This is a genomic window from Actinomadura sp. NPDC048955, assembly GCF_040649435.1.
Taxonomy (GTDB): Bacteria; Actinomycetota; Actinomycetes; order Streptosporangiales; family Streptosporangiaceae; genus Spirillospora; species Spirillospora luteofluorescens.
In genome coordinates, this window is record NZ_JBEZJI010000013.1 from 78427 (window position 1) to 95946 (window position 17520).

General features: G+C 72.0%; 17 protein-coding genes, 1 tRNA gene and 1 pseudogene. 12 read left to right on the forward strand and 7 right to left on the reverse strand.

Annotated elements, in window-relative coordinates; genetic code table 11:
- Window position 1: 1 nt before the first annotated feature.
- Window positions 2–1180, reverse strand: a complete 1179-nt coding sequence (locus tag AB0C84_RS15695; RefSeq protein ID WP_361066079.1) for a saccharopine dehydrogenase NADP-binding domain-containing protein — start codon at window positions 1178–1180, stop codon at window positions 2–4.
- Window positions 1181–1321: 141 nt separating this feature from the next.
- Here AB0C84_RS15695 and AB0C84_RS15700 point away from each other — a divergent pair, with 141 nt between their 5' ends.
- Entirely contained in the window at window positions 1322–1498 is a 177-nt protein-coding gene (locus AB0C84_RS15700; RefSeq protein WP_361066082.1) for a hypothetical protein, read from the forward strand.
- Here AB0C84_RS15700 and AB0C84_RS15705 read toward each other — a convergent pair.
- Window positions 1455–2369 (reverse strand): LysR substrate-binding domain-containing protein, encoded by a 915-nt coding sequence (locus AB0C84_RS15705; protein ID WP_361066085.1) that lies wholly within the window; start codon window positions 2367–2369, stop codon window positions 1455–1457. The genes AB0C84_RS15700 and AB0C84_RS15705 overlap by 44 nt on opposite strands.
- A 210-nt stretch (window positions 2370–2579) precedes the next feature.
- Between AB0C84_RS15705 and AB0C84_RS15710 the strand changes: the two genes are divergently transcribed.
- The 11 genes and pseudogenes from AB0C84_RS15710 (at window position 2580) to AB0C84_RS15760 (ending at window position 10373) form a co-directional block, all read left to right on the forward strand.
- Window positions 2580–4013: a form I ribulose bisphosphate carboxylase large subunit gene (locus AB0C84_RS15710; RefSeq protein ID WP_361066088.1), complete on the forward strand. Its 1434-nt coding sequence runs from the start codon at window positions 2580–2582 to the stop codon at window positions 4011–4013.
- A gap of 1 nt (window position 4014) precedes the next feature.
- The gene (locus AB0C84_RS15715; protein WP_258939366.1) at window positions 4015–4443 is read left to right on the forward strand and encodes a ribulose bisphosphate carboxylase small subunit; all 429 of its coding nucleotides are present in this window, start codon (window positions 4015–4017) and stop codon (window positions 4441–4443) included.
- Window positions 4440–5411, forward strand: a complete 972-nt coding sequence (cbbX, locus tag AB0C84_RS15720) for a CbbX protein (RefSeq protein WP_361066091.1) — start codon at window positions 4440–4442, stop codon at window positions 5409–5411. Before AB0C84_RS15715 ends, cbbX begins: the two co-directional genes overlap by 4 nt.
- 289 nt (window positions 5412–5700) lie before the next feature.
- Window positions 5701–6609 carry a PAC2 family protein gene (locus AB0C84_RS15725; RefSeq protein ID WP_361066094.1) on the forward strand — a complete coding sequence of 303 codons (909 nt, stop codon included), beginning with the start codon at window positions 5701–5703 and terminating at the stop codon, window positions 6607–6609.
- A gap of 49 nt (window positions 6610–6658) precedes the next feature.
- Complete coding sequence (locus AB0C84_RS15730) at window positions 6659–7078, forward strand: CBS domain-containing protein (protein ID WP_361066097.1); 420 nt, start codon at window positions 6659–6661, stop codon at window positions 7076–7078.
- Window positions 7075–7710 (forward strand): dienelactone hydrolase family protein, encoded by a 636-nt coding sequence (locus AB0C84_RS15735; RefSeq protein ID WP_361066100.1) that lies wholly within the window; start codon window positions 7075–7077, stop codon window positions 7708–7710. Before AB0C84_RS15730 ends, AB0C84_RS15735 begins: the two co-directional genes overlap by 4 nt.
- A gap of 97 nt (window positions 7711–7807) precedes the next feature.
- The gene (locus tag AB0C84_RS15740; RefSeq protein WP_361066103.1) at window positions 7808–8200 is read left to right on the forward strand and encodes a nuclear transport factor 2 family protein; all 393 of its coding nucleotides are present in this window, start codon (window positions 7808–7810) and stop codon (window positions 8198–8200) included.
- A gap of 78 nt (window positions 8201–8278) precedes the next feature.
- On the forward strand, window positions 8279–9223 hold the full coding sequence (locus AB0C84_RS15745; protein WP_361066106.1) for a helix-turn-helix domain-containing protein: 945 nt from the start codon (window positions 8279–8281) through the stop codon (window positions 9221–9223).
- A gap of 71 nt (window positions 9224–9294) precedes the next feature.
- Window positions 9295–9548: pseudogene (locus tag AB0C84_RS15750) on the forward strand (aldehyde dehydrogenase family protein); the annotation flags it as partial.
- A gap of 18 nt (window positions 9549–9566) precedes the next feature.
- Window positions 9567–10322: an aldehyde dehydrogenase family protein gene (locus AB0C84_RS15755; protein WP_361066272.1), complete on the forward strand. Its 756-nt coding sequence runs from the start codon at window positions 9567–9569 to the stop codon at window positions 10320–10322.
- A tRNA-Val gene (locus AB0C84_RS15760) sits at window positions 10302–10373 on the forward strand. Before AB0C84_RS15755 ends, AB0C84_RS15760 begins: the two co-directional genes overlap by 21 nt.
- Window positions 10374–10442: 69 nt before the next feature.
- Here the strand turns inward: AB0C84_RS15760 and AB0C84_RS15765 are convergent.
- The 5 genes from AB0C84_RS15765 to AB0C84_RS15785 form a co-directional block, all read right to left on the reverse strand.
- On the reverse strand, window positions 10443–11699 hold the full coding sequence (locus AB0C84_RS15765) for a site-specific integrase (protein WP_361066110.1): 1257 nt from the start codon (window positions 11697–11699) through the stop codon (window positions 10443–10445).
- Window positions 11700–11887: 188 nt separating this feature from the next.
- On the reverse strand, window positions 11888–13873 hold the full coding sequence (locus AB0C84_RS15770) for a DUF3987 domain-containing protein (protein ID WP_361066113.1): 1986 nt from the start codon (window positions 13871–13873) through the stop codon (window positions 11888–11890).
- Window positions 13874–14084: 211 nt separating this feature from the next.
- The gene (locus AB0C84_RS15775; protein WP_361066116.1) at window positions 14085–14462 is read right to left on the reverse strand and encodes a hypothetical protein; all 378 of its coding nucleotides are present in this window, start codon (window positions 14460–14462) and stop codon (window positions 14085–14087) included.
- Between the two features lie 70 nt (window positions 14463–14532).
- A complete protein-coding gene (locus AB0C84_RS15780; protein WP_361066119.1) occupies window positions 14533–17178 on the reverse strand; it encodes a DNA translocase FtsK in 2646 nt (881 codons plus the stop codon).
- The gene (locus tag AB0C84_RS15785; protein WP_361066122.1) at window positions 17175–17450 is read right to left on the reverse strand and encodes a hypothetical protein; all 276 of its coding nucleotides are present in this window, start codon (window positions 17448–17450) and stop codon (window positions 17175–17177) included. The genes AB0C84_RS15780 and AB0C84_RS15785 overlap by 4 nt, the downstream gene beginning before the upstream one ends.
- Window positions 17451–17520: the final 70 nt, after the last annotated feature.

Sequence of the window (17520 nt, forward strand, 5' to 3'; positions counted from 1 at the left end):
CTCAGCCCGCGTCGAGGACCCGGAAGGCGATCCCGGCCTTGACGAGCCGGTCGACGAGCGCGTCGCCCATCGCGGCGGCCGTGGTGACCTGCCCGGACGTCGCGGGCAGATCGTCGTGGGCGAGGCACAGCGCCGACTCGGCGAGCATCTTCGCCGTCTCGGTGTATCCGGGGTCGCCGCCCGCGACCTCGGTCACGACGCGCCGGCCGCCGCCCTCCCCGACGAACTTCACGCTGAACCAGTTGCGGGCGCGGCGCTCCTCCGACGGCCCGTCGCCGGGCGTCCGGAGCCGCAGCAGGAGGCTGCGGGTCGGGGGGAGCGCGGCGAGGGCCAGCAGGGCGCCGGAGCCCGCCGCCATCCCCGCCGCGGTGGCGAGCCGCTTGACCGCGACGTAGTGGCCGTAGGAGAAGTCGGGGCCGTACCGGTCGAGGGCCGCGGCGGACCGGACCACGATCTGGGGGTCGATGGTGGGCAGCGGCAGCGTCCAGCCGCCCCCGACGCGGGCCTTCGGCGCCGGGCGGCGCGAGATCCGCACCGTGCGCCCGGCGGGAGGCGTCTCCACCTTGCGGCGCTCGCGCTCGGCGCGCACCATCCCGGCGGCGTCGCCGAAGATGCCGACGGCCGAGTGCAGGGTGCCGCCGGACGCGTCCCCGCGCACCCGCAGGAACCCCTCGACGTGCAGGGGGACGTCCTCGGGGAGCTGCTTGACCGTGAAGTACACGCCGAGGTCGTGCGGGATCGAGTCGAACCCGCAGGCGTGCACGATCCGGGCCCCGCTGCGCACCGCGGCGTCGTGGTACTTCACGTACATCCGGTCCACGAACGTGGGCTCGCCGGTGAGGTCGACGTAGTCGGTGCCGGCGCGCGCGCACGCCGCCACCAGGGGCTCGCCGTACTTGACGTAGGGGCCGACCGTCGTGATGACGACCCGCGCCGACTCCGCGATCTCCTCGATCGACGCCGCGTCGGTGGTGTCGGCGTGCAGCAGCGGCAGTTCGGCGCACGCCGGGTCGAGCTCCGCCAGCCGGTCGCGCACGGCCGCCAGCTTCGCCTGGTTGCGCCCCGCCAGCGCCCAGCGCGTGCCGGGACCGGCGTGCCGGGCGAGGTATTCGGCGGTGAGGGCACCGGTGAAGCCGGTGGCGCCGAACAGGACGACGTCGTACGGGCGGTCGGCGGTCATGGAGGCCCCTTTCACGGTTCCGAACACGATTCTGACGCGTTCGGGGCCGTTCATGCGCGGTGGCTCCCCGATGTGAGGGACCGCACTCGAAAGGACGCGCGACTCCTCTAGGGTTGCACCGATGATGCGGATGGTGTGGGTATGACCGGGCTCGCCGTGGCGATGGACGTCGTCGCCGCCGGCTTCCTCGTGAGCTTCGTGGTCCTGCTGGCGCGCCGGAACACCGCCCCGTCCGGCGAGGGCGGGCGGAACGTCGCGATGATCCTGATCGCCGTCAGCCTGGGCCTGCTGTCGGTGTCACTGTGGAGCCTTCCTTAGCCACCGCGGCCGGGCGCCAGCCGGGCGCGTCCAGCAGGTGCCGGACGAACAGCAGCGTCGTCGCCGTCGGCGCCGCGCCCGCGACCGCGTGCCACGGCCGGTCCAGGGGCATCCCCGGCGCGCCGACCACCACGAGCCGCCCGGCCTCCAGCTCCGCGCCGACGGCGTCCCGCGAGACCAGCGCCACGCCCAGCCCCGCCGCCGCGCCCGCGATCACCGCGCCGTTCGAGCCGAGCACCAGCCGCGGCGGCGCCGCCTCCCGCTCGGCCAGGTAGGCGTCCGCGCTCGCCCGCGTCCCCGACCCGGGCTCGCGCATCACCCACGGCGTGCGGGCCAGGGCGAACCCGGCCGCCAGGTCCGGCGCTCCCACGACGACCAGCTCGTTCGGCCGCCTGGCCAGCACGGTCGCCGCGACCCCGGCGGGCGGGCGGCCCGCCAGCACGAGGTCGGCCTCGTGCGCGGCGAGGCTGCTCCACACCTGGCGGCGCGGCCCCACCTCCAGCGCCAGCTCCACGTCCGGCCAGCGTGCCCGGAACGAGGCCAGCAGCTCGGGGAGGACCTGGTCGGCGGCCGTCGTCACCGCCGCCAGCCGCAGCGGCCCGCGGCCCGGGTCGGCCGCGCCCCGCGCCGCCGCGCGCCCCTCCTCCAGCAGCCCGAGCACCTGCCGCGCGTACCCGGCGTAGACGGCGCCCGCGCCGGTCAGCCGGACGCCGCGCCCCTCCCGCCGGACGAGCGGGACGCCCAGTTCCCGGGTCAGCGCCGCGACCGCGGCCGACACCGCCGACTCGGTCACGTACAGCCGCCGCGCCGCCGACCGCACGGACCCGGTGTCGGCGAGCGCGACGAGCGCCCGCAGCCGCGCCTCCGTCACGTCCCGCCTCCTCGTTCAAGCGAATACTTGACGGTCACCGTAGAACACTTGATGGACATCGCAAGTGTCGGAGGGCGATTCTCGGACGCGTCACGGTTGCACGTGGCCGGGACGCGGCGCTCCACCCCGATCCCCTGGGACATGCCGTCCTCCACTGGGGCGGCGCGCCGCGTCCCGTCCATTCCAGGCTTCGGCTGAAGGAGAGCGGCGATGAGCGCGGGCAGATGGTCGGCGGGCGTGATCCCCTACGCGGAGATGGGCTACTGGCGTCCGGACTACGAGCCGAAGGACAGCGACATCCTCGCCGCCTTCCGCATCACGCCCCAGCAGGGCGTGCCGCCGGAGGAGGCGGGCGCGGCCGTCGCGGGCGAGTCGTCCACCGCGACGTGGACGGTCGTGTGGACCGACCGGCTCACCTCCTACGAGAACTACCAGGGCAAGTGCTACAAGGTGGAGCCCGTCCCCGGGCAGGGCGACCAGTTCATCGCCTACATCGCCTACGACCTCGACCTGTTCGAGGAGGGCTCGATCGCGAACCTGACGTCGTCCATCATCGGGAACGTCTTCGGGTTCAAGGCGCTCAAGGCCCTGCGGCTGGAGGACATGCGGATCCCGACCCACTACGTGAAGACGTTCCAGGGCCCGGCGCACGGCATCGTCATGGAACGCGAGTACCTCGGCAAGTTCGGCCGCCCCCTACTGGGCGCGACCGTCAAGCCGAAGCTCGGCCTGTCGGCCCGCAACTACGGCCGCGTCGTCTACGAGGCCCTGCGCGGCGGCCTCGACTTCACCAAGGACGACGAGAACATCAACTCCCAGCCGTTCATGCGCTGGCGCGACCGCTTCCTGTACTGCATGGAGGGCGTCAACCGGGCGCAGGCCGCGACGGGCGAGGTCAAGGGCCACTACCTCAACGTCACCGCCGCGACGATGGAGGACATGTACGAGCGCGCCGAGTTCGCCAAGGAGCTCGGCAGCGTCATCGTGATGATCGACCTCACGATCGGCTACACGGCGATCCAGTCCATGGCCAAGTGGGCGCGCAGGAACGGCGTCATCCTGCACCTGCACCGCGCGGGCCACTCCACCTACACGCGGCAGAAGACCCACGGCGTGAACTTCCGCGTCATCGCCAAGTGGATGCGCCTCGCGGGCGTCGACCACATCCACGCCGGGACGGTCGTCGGCAAGCTCGAAGGCGACCCCAACAGCGTCCGCGGCTACTACGACACCCTCCGCCTCGACCGCGTGGAGGCCGACCCGGTGAAGGGCCTGTACTTCGACCAGGAGTGGGCGTCGATGCCGGGCACGATGCCCGTCGCGTCCGGCGGCATCCACGCCGGGCAGATGCACCAGCTCCTGCACTACCTGGGCGAGGACTCGATCCTGCAGTTCGGCGGCGGGACGATCGGCCACCCGATGGGCATCGCCGCCGGCGCCGCCGCCAACCGCGTCGCGCTGGAGGCGATGATCAAGGCGCGGAACGAGGGCCGCGACTACCTGGCCGAGGGGCCGGACATCCTGCGCGCCGCCGCCAAGCACAGCCGCGAACTGGACGTCGCCCTGTCCACCTGGGGCGACATCACCTTCACCTACGAGTCCACCGACACCCCCGACGCCGCCCCGACCCCCGTGAGCGTGTGACATGCGGATCACCCAAGGAACCTTCTCCTACCTGCCCGACCTCACCGACGAGGACATCGCCGAGCAGATCGCCTACGCCCTGGACCAGGGCTGGCCGTGCTCGGTCGAGTTCACCGACGACCCCCACCCGCGCAACTCCTACTGGGAGATGTGGGGCCTGCCGATGTTCGACCTCACCGACCCGGCCGGCGTCCTGTACGAGGTCAACGAGTGCCGCAAGGCCTACCCGGACCGCTACGTCCGGCTGACCGCCTACGACGCCCGCTACGGGCGGCAGACGACGGCGCTGTCGTTCATCGTCCAGCGCCCGGCCGAGGAGCCCGGCTTCCGCCTCGACCGGACGGAGACCGCCGACCGGCGCGTCCGCTACACGATGCACCCCTACGCGCTCGACCGTCCCGAAGGCGACCGCTACGGGGCGGGACGTTGAGCGACCGCCCCGGCCCGGAGACGCGGCAGAGCTTCGGGATGCGGCGGAACGGCTCCCCGGTGGCGGACCCCCCGGAACCCCCCGCCGGGGAGCCGCTCCCCGCCGACGCCCGCGTCGACCTCGCCAAGGAACGCGCCGACTCCCAGGTCGACGCCGTCCTTTCCGCCCTGGACGCCGAACTCGTGGGGCTCGCCCCCGTCAAGACCCGCATCCGGGAGATCGCCGCGCTGCTGCTCGTCGACCGCGTCCGGGCCCGGTTCGGCATCGACTCGGGACGCCCCAACCTGCACATGTGCTTCACCGGCAGCCCCGGGACGGGCAAGACGTCCGTCGCGGTCCGGCTCGCCGAACTCCTGCACCGCCTCGGCTACGTCCGCCGCGGCCACCTGGTCTCCGTCACCCGCGACGACCTCGTGGGCCAGTACGTCGGCCACACCGCGCCCAAGACCAAGGAGGTCCTGAAGCGCGCCATGGGCGGCGTCCTGTTCATCGACGAGGCGTACTACCTGTACCGCGCCGAGAACGAGCGCGACTACGGGCAGGAGGCCATCGAGATCCTCCTCCAGGTCATGGAGAACCAGCGGGACGACCTGGTGGTCGTCCTCGCCGGCTACAAGGACCGCATGGACTCCTTCTTCGCGTCCAACCCCGGAATGAGCTCCCGCATCGCCCACCACATCGACTTCCCCGACTACGAGCCCGGCGAGCTGGAGGCCATCGGCCGCCTGATGACGGCCCGCGAGGGCTACACCCTCGCCCCCGAGACCGAGCCGGTCTTCCGCGACTACCTCGCCCGCCGCCGCGCCCGGCCCCGCTTCGCCAACGCCCGCTCCGTCCGCAACGCGATAGAACGCGCCCGCCTGCGCCACGCGAACCGCCTCCTGGCCCACCCGGGCGAGGTGGACCGCGAGGCCCTCACCACCCTCCGCCCCGAAGACTTCCTGACCAGCCGAGTCTTCAAGGAGTAGCCCAGGCCCGACCCGAACGGACCACCCCACCCGAGCCGCCTACCGCGAAGAACTCGACCCACAGTTTTTCGCCGCGACCACGCGAAATTCCGAACGGTTGCGATCGCGTCCGAAGGCAGTCGCGAGCCTGCGAGAGACTGATCGCGACGCGAGCCGCAAGGCGAGCCGGAGCGATGCGATGATCGCCCGCGGTGCTCTCGTCCTCCGGGCCGCCAAGGCCCGGAGGACGAGAGCACCGCCTTGGGCACGGATACGCTTGGGCTGATGGACAGTAGAGGTGGGGGAGAAGTTGCTTAACCCAGAGGATCTGTACGAGCTCGACTCCGACCTGCCGGAGATGACGGGTCCGGTGCTGCTGCACAGCCTGGACGGCTTCGTGGACGCGGGGACGACCGGGCAGCTCGTGCGGGAGCACCTCCTGGAGGCGCTGGAGCACCGGGTCATCGCCCGCTTCGACGTCGACTCCCTGATCGACTACCGGGCGCGCCGCCCGCCGATGACGTTCGACCGCGACCACTGGGCCACCTACGAGGCGCCCGAACTGGTCGTCCGGCTGCTGCGCGACGAGGTCGGCAGCCCGTTCCTGCTGCTGTCGGGCCCGGAGCCCGACCGGCTGTGGGAGGGCTTCACCGCGTCCGTCCTGCATCTGGTGGAGCGGCTCGGCGTGGGGCTGGTCGTCGGGTTCCACGGCATCCCGATGGGCGTCCCGCACACCCGCCCCGTCGGCACCACCTCGCACGCGACCCGGCCCGAGCTGATCACCCGCAACTCCTGGTTCGACAAGGTGCAGGTGCCGGGCAGCGCCGCGGGGCTGCTGGAGCTGCGGCTCGGCGAGGCGGGCCACGACGCCGTCGGGTTCGCGGTGCACGTCCCGCACTACCTGGCGCAGTCCGCCTACCCGGCCGCGGCGGTCGCCGCGATGGAGGCCGTGATCTCCGCGACGGGGCTGGTGCTGCCGGTCGACCGGCTGCGGGAGGCGGCCGCCGCCACCGACGCCGACATCGCCGAGCAGGTCGAGGGCAACGACGAGGTCGAGAAGGTCGTGCGGGCGCTGGAGCAGCAGTACGACGCGTTCGCGGGCGCCGCCGAGCGCGACAATCTCCTCGCCGAGTCGCAGGACATGCCGACCGCCGACGAGCTCGGCGCGCAGTTCGAGCGGTTCCTCGCCGAGCAGGAGGGCCCCGACTCGCCCGCGTAGACATATCCCGTCCGGCGCTGGGTACGCGAGCCCCCGAGGGAGGTCTCGCATGGGCCAGAAGGTGAACGAAGTCATGACGCCCGCGCCCGTGGCGGTGTCCCCGGACACGAGCCTGGTCGAGGTCGGGGACCTCATGCGCCGGCACGGCATCGGCGACGTCCTGGTGGTCCACGAGGGGCGCCTCCGCGGCCTGGTCACCGACCGCGACATCGTCGTCCGCGCCGTGGCCGAGCACCGGGACATGTCACGCACGGCCGTCGCCGACATCTGCAGCACCAACATGATCACGATCGCGCCCGGGGCGGATGCCGAGGAGGCCGTGCGGCTGATGCGGGCGCACACCGTCCGCCGACTCCCGGTCGTGGACGGCGACCGCCCGATCGGCATGGTGTCCATCGGCGACCTCGCCGTCCAGCGCGACGAGCGCTCGGCCCTCGCCGACATCAGCGCGGAGCCGCCCAACACATGACCACGCTGCGGCTGCCCGACGCCGAGCTGGCGGGCGACCTGGACATACCGGACGGCGCTCGGGGCGTCGTCCTTTTCGCGCACGGCAGCGGCAGCTCCCGGCACAGCCCCCGCAACCGCGCGGTCGCCGACGGCCTGAACACCGCCGGGCTCGGGACCCTCCTCATCGACCTCCTCACCGGGCCCGAGGAGGAGGCCGACCGGGTCACCGCCGCCCTGCGCTTCGACATCGACCTGCTCACGCGCCGCCTCGTCGGCGCCGTCGACGTCCTCACCGAAGGACTCGAAGCCGCCCCGCACACCGCGGGCCTCCCCATCGGCCTGTTCGGGGCGAGCACCGGCGCGGCCGCCGCGCTCGGCGCCGCCGCGGCCCGCCCCCGGATCGCCGCGGTCGTCTCCCGCGGCGGGCGTCCCGACCTGGCGGGCCCGTCCCTCGCGCGGGTCCGGGCACCCGTCCTGCTGATCGTCGGCGCCCTCGACACCGAGGTGCTGGAGTTGAACGAGCGGGCGCACCGGAGCCTCGCCGCGTCCGAGGTCCACGTGATCTCCGGCGCGGGTCACCTGTTCGAGGAGCCCGGAGCCCTCGAAGAGGTCACCGCGCAGGCCGCCGGCTGGTTCGACCGGCACCTGTGACGACCGTGCCGCCACGGACAAGCACTGTTCGGGCAGAGCAAAGAACCACGGCACTCTGGGACGCTGGACTTGCTCCTTGACACCGGGAGGGCAGCACATGAGCGAGGCGTACGACATCGTCAAGGCCCACTACGCGGCCTCGGAACGCGGCGACCTGGCCGGCATGGTCGAGAAGTTCGCCGACAACGTCGCGTGGACCGAGATGGCCGGATTCCCCTACGCGGGCACCTACGTCGGGACGGACGCCGTCAAGGCCGGGGTGTTCGGCCGGCTCGGCGCGGACTGGAAGGGCTTCCGCGCCGACCCCGACGAACTGATCGACGGCGGTGACGGGACCGTCGTCGCGATCGGTCACTACTCGGGCACCCACCGCGCGACCGGCAAGGGAATGCGCGTCCGGTTCGTCCATGTGTGGCGGGTGCGGGACGGGGAGATCACCGGCTTCGAGCAGTTCACCGACACCCACCTCGTCCGCGAGGCCATGAGGTGAGCGGCCCCCGTCCGGGCCTGGCACGGCCCGGCCCGGACGGGGCACCATGGGGACGGCAGAAGCCCGACCTGGGGAAGCATGTCCACGCTCATCGCAACATCGGACCTCCCGGCCGCCGACCGGTTCGAGTACTGGCGTTCCGCCGTGACGGACACGTTCGTGCCGCTGCGCACCGAGACGTCCCGTCCCGACCGCTTCGACGGCCGCATGCGCGGCACCGAACTCGGCGCGCTCACCGTCACCGAGATCGCCGCGAGCCCGCACGTCGTGCGGCGCACCGGCCCCCTGATCGCCCGCTCCGACCCGGGCCACTACAAGATCGGCGTCCAGCTCGGCGGGTACTGCCTGCTCGCCCAGGACGGCCGCGAGGCCCCGCTCGTCCCCGGCGACTTCGCGATCTACGACACCACCCGCCCCTACACGCTGGCGTTCGACGCCCCCTACCGGCAGCTCGTCCTCATGCTCCCGCGCCGCCTGCTGCGCCTGCCGCAGGAGGCGGTCGCCGGGCTCACCGCCACCCGCGTCTCCGGCCGCCGCGGCGTCGGCGCCCTGCTGTCGGCGTTCCTCGTCCAGCTCGCCGGACGGCTCGACGAGATCGACGGCCACGGAAGCGTGCGGCTCGGCGACAACATCGTCGACCTCCTGGTCACCCTCCTCGCGGAACGCCTGGACGCCCCCGCACCGGACGCGCGCCGCCGCGCCCTGATGCTGCGCGTCCGCGCCCACATCGAACGCCACCTGGACGACCCGGACCTTTCCCCGGACACCATCGCCGCCGCGCACCACGTCTCGTCCCGCCACCTCTACAACCTGTTCCGCGAGGAGGGCACCACGGTCTCGGCGTGGATCAGGGAACGCCGCCTGGAGCACTGCCGCCGCGACCTCCGCGACCCCCTCCAGCTGCACCGTCCCGTCAGCGCCATCGCCGCGCGCTGGGGCTTCGTCGACGCCGCGCACTTCAGCCGCCTGTTCAAGGCCGCCTACGGCACGACCCCCCGCGAATACCGGGTCACGATCACCTGATACGGCCTCAGACAAGCCGCGGACCGCCACGCACAAGACCGAACGGGCACCACCCCGCCAGGCTGAGCCGCATGCAGACCGGCCTTCACATCAACGGGGAATGGTCCGCCGCAGCGGACGGCGCCGAATTCACCACCCACGACCCCGCCACCGGCGACCTCCTCGCCACCTGCGCGGAGGTCGGCCCCCAGGACGTCGACAGGGCGGGGGAAGCCGCCCGTTCCGCCTTCCGCGACCGCGGCTGGACGACCATGGCGCCCAGCGCCCGCGGCCGCCTCCTCTGGCGCGTCGCCGACCTGATCGAGGAGCACGGCGCCGAACTGGCCGAGCTGGAGACCCGCGAATCGTCAAACCGGCCGAGCAGACGCCCCTCACCACCGTCCGCCTCGTCGAGCTCTGCGCGCGGGCGGGCTTCCCGCCGGGCGTGGTCAACCTCCTCACCGGCGGCCCCGCCGCGGGCCGCGCCCTGGCCGCCCACCCCCGCGTCGACAAGGTCTCCTTCACCGGCTCCAGCAGTGTCGGACACGAGATCGTCCAGGCGTCCTCCGGCAACCTCAAACGCGTCACCCTCGAACTCGGCGGCAAGGCCCCCAGCATCATCGCCCGCGACGCCGACATCGACCGGGCCGTCGAAGGCAACCTGCACGGCGCCCTCCTCAACAGCGGCCAGGTCTGCGCCGCCTACACCCGCCTCTACGTGGACCGCCGCCGCGCCGACGAGTTCACCGAGAAACTCGCCGCCGCCGCCTCGTCCCTCCGCCTCGGCCCCGGCCTCGACCCCCGGACGCAGATCGGCCCCCTGGTCACCCTCGACCACCTCGACCGCGTCGACTCCCACGTCCGCACGGGCCCCGCGAAGGGCGCCGAACTGGTCACCGGCGGCGGCCGCGCCGACCACCCGGGCTTCTTCTACCCGCCCACCGTCTTCGCCGGCGTCACCGACACCATGACCATCGCCCGCGAGGAGATCTTCGGGCCCGTCCTGCCCGTCCTGGCCGCCTCCCTCTGGACCCGCGACCTCGGACCCCCGCCGCTTCGCGATCGCCCCCACGAACCAGGTACGCTTTCCCGGCAACGCGGGCGCGTAGCTCAGGGGTAGAGCACTCGCCTTACAAGCGAGTGGCCGCAGGTTCGAAACCTGCCGCGCCCACCCACGTCAAGGCCATGATCCGCTCCCGCGGATCATGGCCTTCGGTGCTCTGAGTGACTAATTGAGTGACTACGGCTCTTGAGCTGTTGCGTCGCCGGCGTCGCTGAAGATGCCGTCCATGGCGGTGGCGCCCTGCTCCATCACCGGCCGGATCTGCAGCCGGTAGACGGTCTCGGTGACCGTCGTGCTCCGATGGCCGACCAGCCGCGAAATGTCCTCGATGGGGATGCCGTGATCAGACAGCACCGACACGAAGCTGTGCCGCATCTCCCGCGGCGCCCACTCGGCCCCGACGAGGCCGGCCTTGTCGAGCACCTTGCGGAAGTCCCGCCGCACGTTGCCAGCCGACAGCGGGCGGCCGCTCTGGGTGCAGAAGACCAGCTCGTGCGCGGCCGGTGCGTCGCCATCGGCATCGTCCTGGTGCTCCTGGAGCCGCTTGAGCGCCTCGACGCAGATGTAGGGGAGCTTGAGGGTGCGGCGGGACCTCCTGGTCTTGGTGTCGCCCTTCTTGCGGACAGACCGCCAGACGTACATCGCGTAGGCGTCGTGCTCCCATCCCGCCTCCCGGACGGGGACCCATCGTGAGGCGCTCTCCACGTAGGCGACGACGTGGTCCCATGTGAGCGCGCGCATTTCCTCCGTGCGGGCTCCGGTGGTCAGGGAAAGGGCGATGTAGGCCGCAATTCGGGGTTCTGCTTTCCGGGCCGCTTCGAGCACTGCCTTGGCTTGTGTCAGGTTCAGTGCTTTGGACGGGCGGCCTTCACGTCCTTCCGGGACGTCGCATAGGTCGACGACGTTGCGCCGCACCTTGTCTTGGGCCATGGCCTTGCGCACCGAACGGCTCAAGATGGAGTGGATCAGCTTGAGTGAGCGCGTGCTGAGGTCCTTGGATTTCGTGGTGAGCCAGGTGTCCACGTCCTCGGCCGACAGCTCTCGGAGCTTGCGGGCGCCCAGGGCCGGGATGACGTGCGTCTCGGCGAACGTGCGGTTCATCTCCACGGTGCGCTCTGATCGGCCGCTGAGGCCGTGCTGCAGCCAGTACTCCACGGCTTCGGCGACGGTGTAGTTCGCCGGCTCTGATGGCAAGCCGTCCTCGTGGTCGCGCAGCACCTTGCGGAGGGCCTGCTTCGCCGCGGTCTTGGTCTTGCCGCTGCCCCTGCGGACGATGCGCTTGCCCTGCGGGGTGTAGCCGACGGTCACCGAGGCGATCCAGCGCTGCCGGCGCTTGTCCCAGTACAGCCCGCCATCTCCCTGAGGTCGGCGCTTCTTCTTGGGAGCGTTCGCGTCGTCGGGCTCGTCCGGGGTGGTGGCAGTGGTTCTGGGCATGGTGATCTCCTTCGAGTCCTCGTCACGCTGAGTGGCGGTGGCTGGGTACGGGAGCGGCTCTGGACGGGTGGAGACGTGGCAGAAATGCAGAACAATTGATTTCTCTGCATTCCTTGCAGCGTTGGAGGAGCCCGTCCGGGATTCGGTGCCCGGCGACGGTCACCGTGCGTAGCCGCCCTGAGGTGTGGCTATGAGTCCCTTGAGTCGTCCTCGGGGACGTGTGGGTGGGCCTCGTAGACGGCGGCTGGCGTACGGCCGGGGCCGTTGGCGCGTGGCGCGGTGGGGAGCCGTCTGATCCAGCCGTGAGCCTCCAGGACGCGTAGGCCCGGCTCGGTGTCGGCGACCTTGCGGAAGCGGGGGCGGAGAGCTCGGACGGCGTCACTGGCGCTGAATCGTTGGGTGTTGGTGCGGGTGATCCAGTCGCGTAGGGCGCGGGCGTCGGCCAGGTCGGGGTCGGCGCCGATGAGGTCGTAGGCAGCTTGGGCGTGGGTGAGGAAGTAGTCGCCGATCTGGCGGGCGCAGGCGAAGGTCTCGGCGGTGATCGGGCGGTTCCAGGTGCCGCGATGGTGGTGGGCGAGGTGGAGCAGGCCAGCGATGCGGACGACGGCGCCGGGGAACTTGCCGCCCCAGTCGGGCATGTGGGCCAGGTCGTTGCCGGGGCGAAAGCGTGGCTCGGTTTCGCGCAGCAGGTCTTGGACGACGCTGAGGCCAGCTTCGGTGAAGGTGAGGGTGATCGGTTCGGGGATGTCGTGCAGTCGGGTGATGAGGCCGGTGAGGGTGTCGGTGTAGGTCTGGGCGATGTTTGCGGGGATCAGTTCGGGGCTGGCGTCGCGGTAGCCGAGCAGTGAGGCCGGGACGGAGTAAAGCAGGCGTCCGAGGAGGCCCTGGCCGCGGAATTGCGGGGTGTCGGCGAGGCCGGCCAGGACGTCGGGTTGGGTGCAGATGCCGAGGGTGACGTGTGCGGACTCGATGATTTCTGAGGGCCGCCCGACGCGGTCGATGCGCATTCCTTCGCCGGCGTGGCCGTGCTTGAGGACGGCGAAGTTGGGTGCGCCGCTGTAGCGGCCGGCGGCGATCGAGAAGATCTCTCCCTCTGGGGAAAGCACGGCCATCCGCCCGCCCTGCTGCGCGAGCTGGGAGGTCAGGACTTCGGGGGTGGCGTCGTCGGAGAACAGCCGCGGTTCGGCCGGTATCTGCAGCTCTTGGAGGCGTTCGGCGGCGATGCGCGCGTCGGCCAGGTGCTGCTCGCGGACGACGGCGTCAACGGCGTTGATCGCGGCCTTCTCTGCCTTCTCCATGTCGGCCTCGGCGACGCGCCGCTGGATGGCGATGTCGGTGATGTAGGGCTGGGCCTGGTCGCGGAGCCTTGCCTCGGCGGCGCGGATCGGTGCGGTGATGGCCGCGAAGACTTCTGACTTGCGGTTGCCGGGGCCGAGCGCGATGACGGTGAACAGGTTGGTCGGCTCTCGCCAGCCGCGCGCCTGGACCCAGACCTTTCCGCCGGCGGTGACGGCGAGGACGGCCAGGGCCAGGCACCCGGCGAGGTCGGGTGGGGTCTGGGTTTGTTCGGCCAGGCGGGCGGCGTATTCGGCGAGCCAGTCCGGCAGCATCGGCAACGGGAAGGCCGGTAGCTCGCGGGCGGCCTCAAGCGGTGTGGGTGTCGGCCAGCCTCGGGTGTCCGGGGCGGTGATTTCCTGGACGGCCGAGGTGACCGAGGCGCGCAGGTCGAGGGCGTCGCCGCCTGCGGCCTGGTGGCCGAGCTGGGTGAGGTGGATCCCGGTCATCGCGACGGTGCGGGCGTAGGCGAGATCGGCGACCCGGTGGGCGTAGTAGCCGGCCTGGGCGGAGGACACCGTGTCCTGGATGAGGGTGTGCAGGTAGGGGCCGCCGCCGACCTTGGTGAGTCGGCGCGGGCCGAGTTCTGCTGCGACGGCGGTCGGTTCGCAGGGGTCGCCGCGGTCGGCCAGGTCGCAGACGGCCTGCCAGATCTCTTGATGGGCGGGCCGGTAGAACTCGCTGCCGTCCAGGACCTCGCGGGCGTCGACCACGGCCCGGGCCGAGAGCATCATCGCCCCGAGGACCTGGCATTCGGCCGCGAGGTCGTGGGGGAGTGAGCGGGTGGGTTCCTGGTCGTCCTGGCCGCCGTCGACGACGCGCAGCGGAGGCTTGGTCATCGGGTGGCCGTCCTTGGCGCGTGGCGTCGCGTGCGCGGGCAGGCGCGGGCAGATCTCATTGGTTTTCCTCCGCGGCGAAGACGTGGCCGATGCGAGCGGTGAGAGAAGCGGGTCGGGTGTGACTTGGCGGGCCGAGAAGGGGCCCGGGCCGCGTGCATGGCGGCCCGGGCCCGGTGTTGCTTCTCGGGCGCCTCCCGGGCGGGGCGGCGGGTCAGTCGCGGCGGCGGTCGCGGACCTGGAGCGCGCCGACGACTTCGGCCAGCGCCTCGGCGGTGATCCGCATGCCCTCGTGGGCCTTGTCGAGCATTTCCTGGGGGACCCAGTAGTCCAGGGCCGTGGAGTCGAGCACGTCGGTCAGCTGGCTGTGGGCGTGGTCGATGGTGGCGACCAGGACCGCCAGGTGCGGCCGCCGCATGTCCAGCGTGTCCTCGTACAGCGCGTCCAGGCGCTCGCTCAGGTCGGGCAGGTGCAGGGCCGCCAGGGTGTGACCGGCGTTCTCCGCACCCTCCTGCAGCAGTCGTGCTGCCAGCTCCGTGACGCCTTGGGCGTCGATCTCCAGACTCTCCAGCAGCGAAGTGTTCTCGGACATGTGCCTCTCCTTCGGAATGGACGGGGGCCGGCTAGAGCCCCCGCCCGGGTTGGGTTGATCTCTGGTCTGGTCAGTGGCCGCGGGCCTTGGCCAGCGCGGCAGCCAGGCCGTCCGGGCCGATCAGCACGTCGCGGGCCTTGGAGCCCTCGGCCGGGCCCACGACGGCCAGGCGTTCCATCTGCTCCATCAGCCGGCCGGCCTTGGCGAAGCCGACGCGGAGCTTGCGCTGGAGCATGGAGGTCGATCCGAACTGGGTGGACACCACCAGCTCGATCGCCTGCGCGAGCAGCTCGGCCTCGCCGTCGGTGCCCGCACCGGCGAGGTCCTGGCCCTCGTGCTCGTCGTTGTCGTCGCCGTCAGCCACTGCCGCGGGGTCGTCGTCGGCGGCCTCGGGGACGAGTTCCCAGCCGCCGGCGGCGGACGGGCGAGTGGTGCCGGACTTCACCAGGGCGCCCATGTGCCGGTACACGGTGGGCCTGCTGATCCCGGCGGCCTCGCCGAGCTCCTCCCACCCGAGCGGGCCACCGCCGGCGGCCGCCAGGATGTTGACGAGCTGCTCGGGCATCGTCGGCGCGGGCTCTGGATCGGGCTCAGCGGCCGCCATGGGGGCGGCGTCCAAGCCGGCCTCGTCCGGCGCTTCGGGCGGTTCTGGGACGGCGGCAAAGGCCGTCTCGTACGGAGTCTCGTCGGTCGCGGCAGCCTCGGCGGGGAGAGGCTCGGCGGCCAGGGCGCCAACCTGGCGCTTGCATGTCGCAACGACGCGGTTGATCTCCTTGTCGAAGACGTAGGCGTTCTGCAGCCGCACTGGGAGGCTGGCGCCCGTCGGCAGGAACAGCGCGTCTCCCTGGCCGAGGAGCTTCTCGGCGCCGGGTTGGTCGATGATGACGCGGGAGTCGGCCAGGGATGAGGTGGCGAACGCCAGCCGGGACGGCACGTTGGCTTTGATCAGTCCGGTGACGACGTCGACGCTGGGCCGCTGGGTAGCAAGGACCAGGTGGATTCCGGCGGCGCGGGCGAGCTGGGTGATGCGCACGATGCAGTCTTCGACGTCCTTGGGAGCGACCATCATCAGGTCGGCCAGCTCGTCCACGATCACCAGCAGGTAGGGCAGCGCCTCAGCGCGCCTGCCTTCCCGGTCCTTGATCTTTCCGGCGGCGGCCGCGGCGTTGTACTCGTCGATGTTGCGGACGCTCGCGGCCTGCAGCTCGTCGTAACGGCGGTCCATCTCGCCGGTGACCCAGGCCAGGGCCTCGGCGGCCTTGCGAGGGTTGGTGATGATCGGGGTGAGCAGGTGCGGCACGCCGGCGTAGGCGGTCAGCTCCACGCGCTTGGGGTCGATGAGGATCATCCGGACCTCGGACGGAGTGGCCCGCATCAGGATCGAGACGATGAGGCCGTTGATGCAGGTCGACTTGCCCGCGCCGGTCGCGCCGCCGATCAGGATGTGGGGCATCTTGGCCAGGTTGGCCAGCACCGTGCGGCCTTCCACGTCCTTGCCCAACCCGACGATCAGCGGGTGCCGCTCGGCGAGCGCGGCCGCCGAGCGCAGCACATCACCAAGCCGCACCAGATCCTTGGCGGCGTTGGGGATCTCCACGCCGATCACGGACTTGCCGGGGACCGGCGCCAGGATCCGCAGAGACGGTGCCCGGGTGGCTAGGGCCATGGTCTTGTGCAGGCCGGTGACCTTCTCGACCTTCACGCCCGGCGCGGGCGCGATCTCGTACTGGGTGACCGTGGGCCCGCGGGTGTGCCCGGTGACCTTGGCGTCCACCTTGTGATCGGCCAGGACCTTGGTGAGCTGCTGGCGGATCCGCTCGGCCTCGCGGTCACCACCCGGCGCCGGCGGCTGGGACTTCAGGATGCCGTCCTCAGGCAGGCAGTACCGAGGCGCGTCCTCGCCCTGTCCGCCGGGCTCGGCCAGCACCGGCACGCCTCCGGGCGGCGTGTCGTCGGAGGCGGTCGGCTGGCTCGGAGCGGGCGGGCCGGCAGCCGCGGTGATGTCCTCGCCTGGGCCGTCGTCGGCCTGGCCCTCCTCGAGGTGCCGCTCAGCCTCGGCGCGCCGACCGAGCCACCACGCGCCCACCAGACCGGCCAGCGCCAGGGCGCCGACCATGAGCGGCATCCGCATCAGGGCCTGCCAGCCGACAAACGCCACCACGGCCGAGCCGCCGCCGCGCGCCCACCGGATCCGAGCCCGCGTGGCGTTGATCTGAACCGCGGTCGGCGCGGCGTCCTCGTCCTCGACGCGGCCGCGCGGAGCACGGTGCGTGCGGTCGCCGCGGCGACGCTCACGAACCGCCTCGCGGGCCTGCAGGCGCTCCTCCTCCTGGCGGGCCTCGGCCTCCGCGTGGAGCCGCTCGGCGGTCCGCTCCGCCAGCTCCTCCTCGCTCAAGTCCGCCGCGGTAACCCACGCCCACCAATCCCCGCGCGCGACGCGAGCACCGAGGGCGATCCGGGCGCTCTGCCGGGCCGCCCATCCCCTCGCCTCGGGCGCCGGCGCTTCTTTCACGGCCTCCGAAGGCGTGACGTCGTCGCCGTAGGGAGAGACGGGCGGGGGCTCGTCACGCTCGCGCCAGCGCTGGACGGCATCGCGGACCACGTCCAGGACGCCGGCACGATAACGGCTCGGTGCCTCAGACAGCTGAGCAGGCTTGGTCAGGTCCACGGGCTCAGAGCGGTCGGCCGGGTCCTCGTTGGGCGGCTGCACGATCACGGCCGATCTCCTTGCAGGGTCGTCATGTGGTCGATCTGGCGGGCCAGGACGGCGGCGATCTCCTCGGCGAGCCGCTCTGCCTCGGCCTCGGGGACGTCGCGGATAGCGGCGCGCCACTGGTCCCACGCGACTGCGGCGCGGGCCGGTGCGGTGGTGGCTGCAGCGCGCTTGGCGGCGAAGTGCTCCCGGCGGTTGTCGGCGCGCCGGCGCGCCTGGCGAAGCTCACGCGCCGTAGCAGGCCGAGCCGGGACGGCGTCCGGGTCGAAAGTCATCGGAGCTCCCTCCACGGGTGTCCAATCAGGTCCTTGAGTGGGGCTGTCTCAGAAGGGACTCGTGCGCGCG

What these genes read in the sequence shown, in the direction of transcription:
- AB0C84_RS15695 (WP_361066079.1), bottom strand. Translation starts at nt 1,180, where the DNA reads ATGACCGCCGACCGCCCGTACGACGTCGTCCTGTTCGGCGCCACCGGC.
- AB0C84_RS15700 (WP_361066082.1), top strand. Translation starts at nt 1,322, where the DNA reads ATGACCGGGCTCGCCGTGGCGATGGACGTCGTCGCCGCCGGCTTCCTC.
- AB0C84_RS15710 (WP_361066088.1), top strand. Translation starts at nt 2,580, where the DNA reads ATGAGCGCGGGCAGATGGTCGGCGGGCGTGATCCCCTACGCGGAGATG.
- AB0C84_RS15715 (WP_258939366.1), top strand. Translation starts at nt 4,015, where the DNA reads ATGCGGATCACCCAAGGAACCTTCTCCTACCTGCCCGACCTCACCGAC.
- AB0C84_RS15730 (WP_361066097.1), top strand. Translation starts at nt 6,659, where the DNA reads ATGGGCCAGAAGGTGAACGAAGTCATGACGCCCGCGCCCGTGGCGGTG.
- AB0C84_RS15735 (WP_361066100.1), top strand. Translation starts at nt 7,075, where the DNA reads ATGACCACGCTGCGGCTGCCCGACGCCGAGCTGGCGGGCGACCTGGAC.
- AB0C84_RS15740 (WP_361066103.1), top strand. Translation starts at nt 7,808, where the DNA reads ATGAGCGAGGCGTACGACATCGTCAAGGCCCACTACGCGGCCTCGGAA.
- AB0C84_RS15745 (WP_361066106.1), top strand. Translation starts at nt 8,279, where the DNA reads ATGTCCACGCTCATCGCAACATCGGACCTCCCGGCCGCCGACCGGTTC.
- AB0C84_RS15765 (WP_361066110.1), bottom strand. Translation starts at nt 11,699, where the DNA reads ATGCCCAGAACCACTGCCACCACCCCGGACGAGCCCGACGACGCGAAC.
- AB0C84_RS15770 (WP_361066113.1), bottom strand. Translation starts at nt 13,873, where the DNA reads ATGACCAAGCCTCCGCTGCGCGTCGTCGACGGCGGCCAGGACGACCAG.
- AB0C84_RS15775 (WP_361066116.1), bottom strand. Translation starts at nt 14,462, where the DNA reads ATGTCCGAGAACACTTCGCTGCTGGAGAGTCTGGAGATCGACGCCCAA.
- AB0C84_RS15785 (WP_361066122.1), bottom strand. Translation starts at nt 17,450, where the DNA reads ATGACTTTCGACCCGGACGCCGTCCCGGCTCGGCCTGCTACGGCGCGT.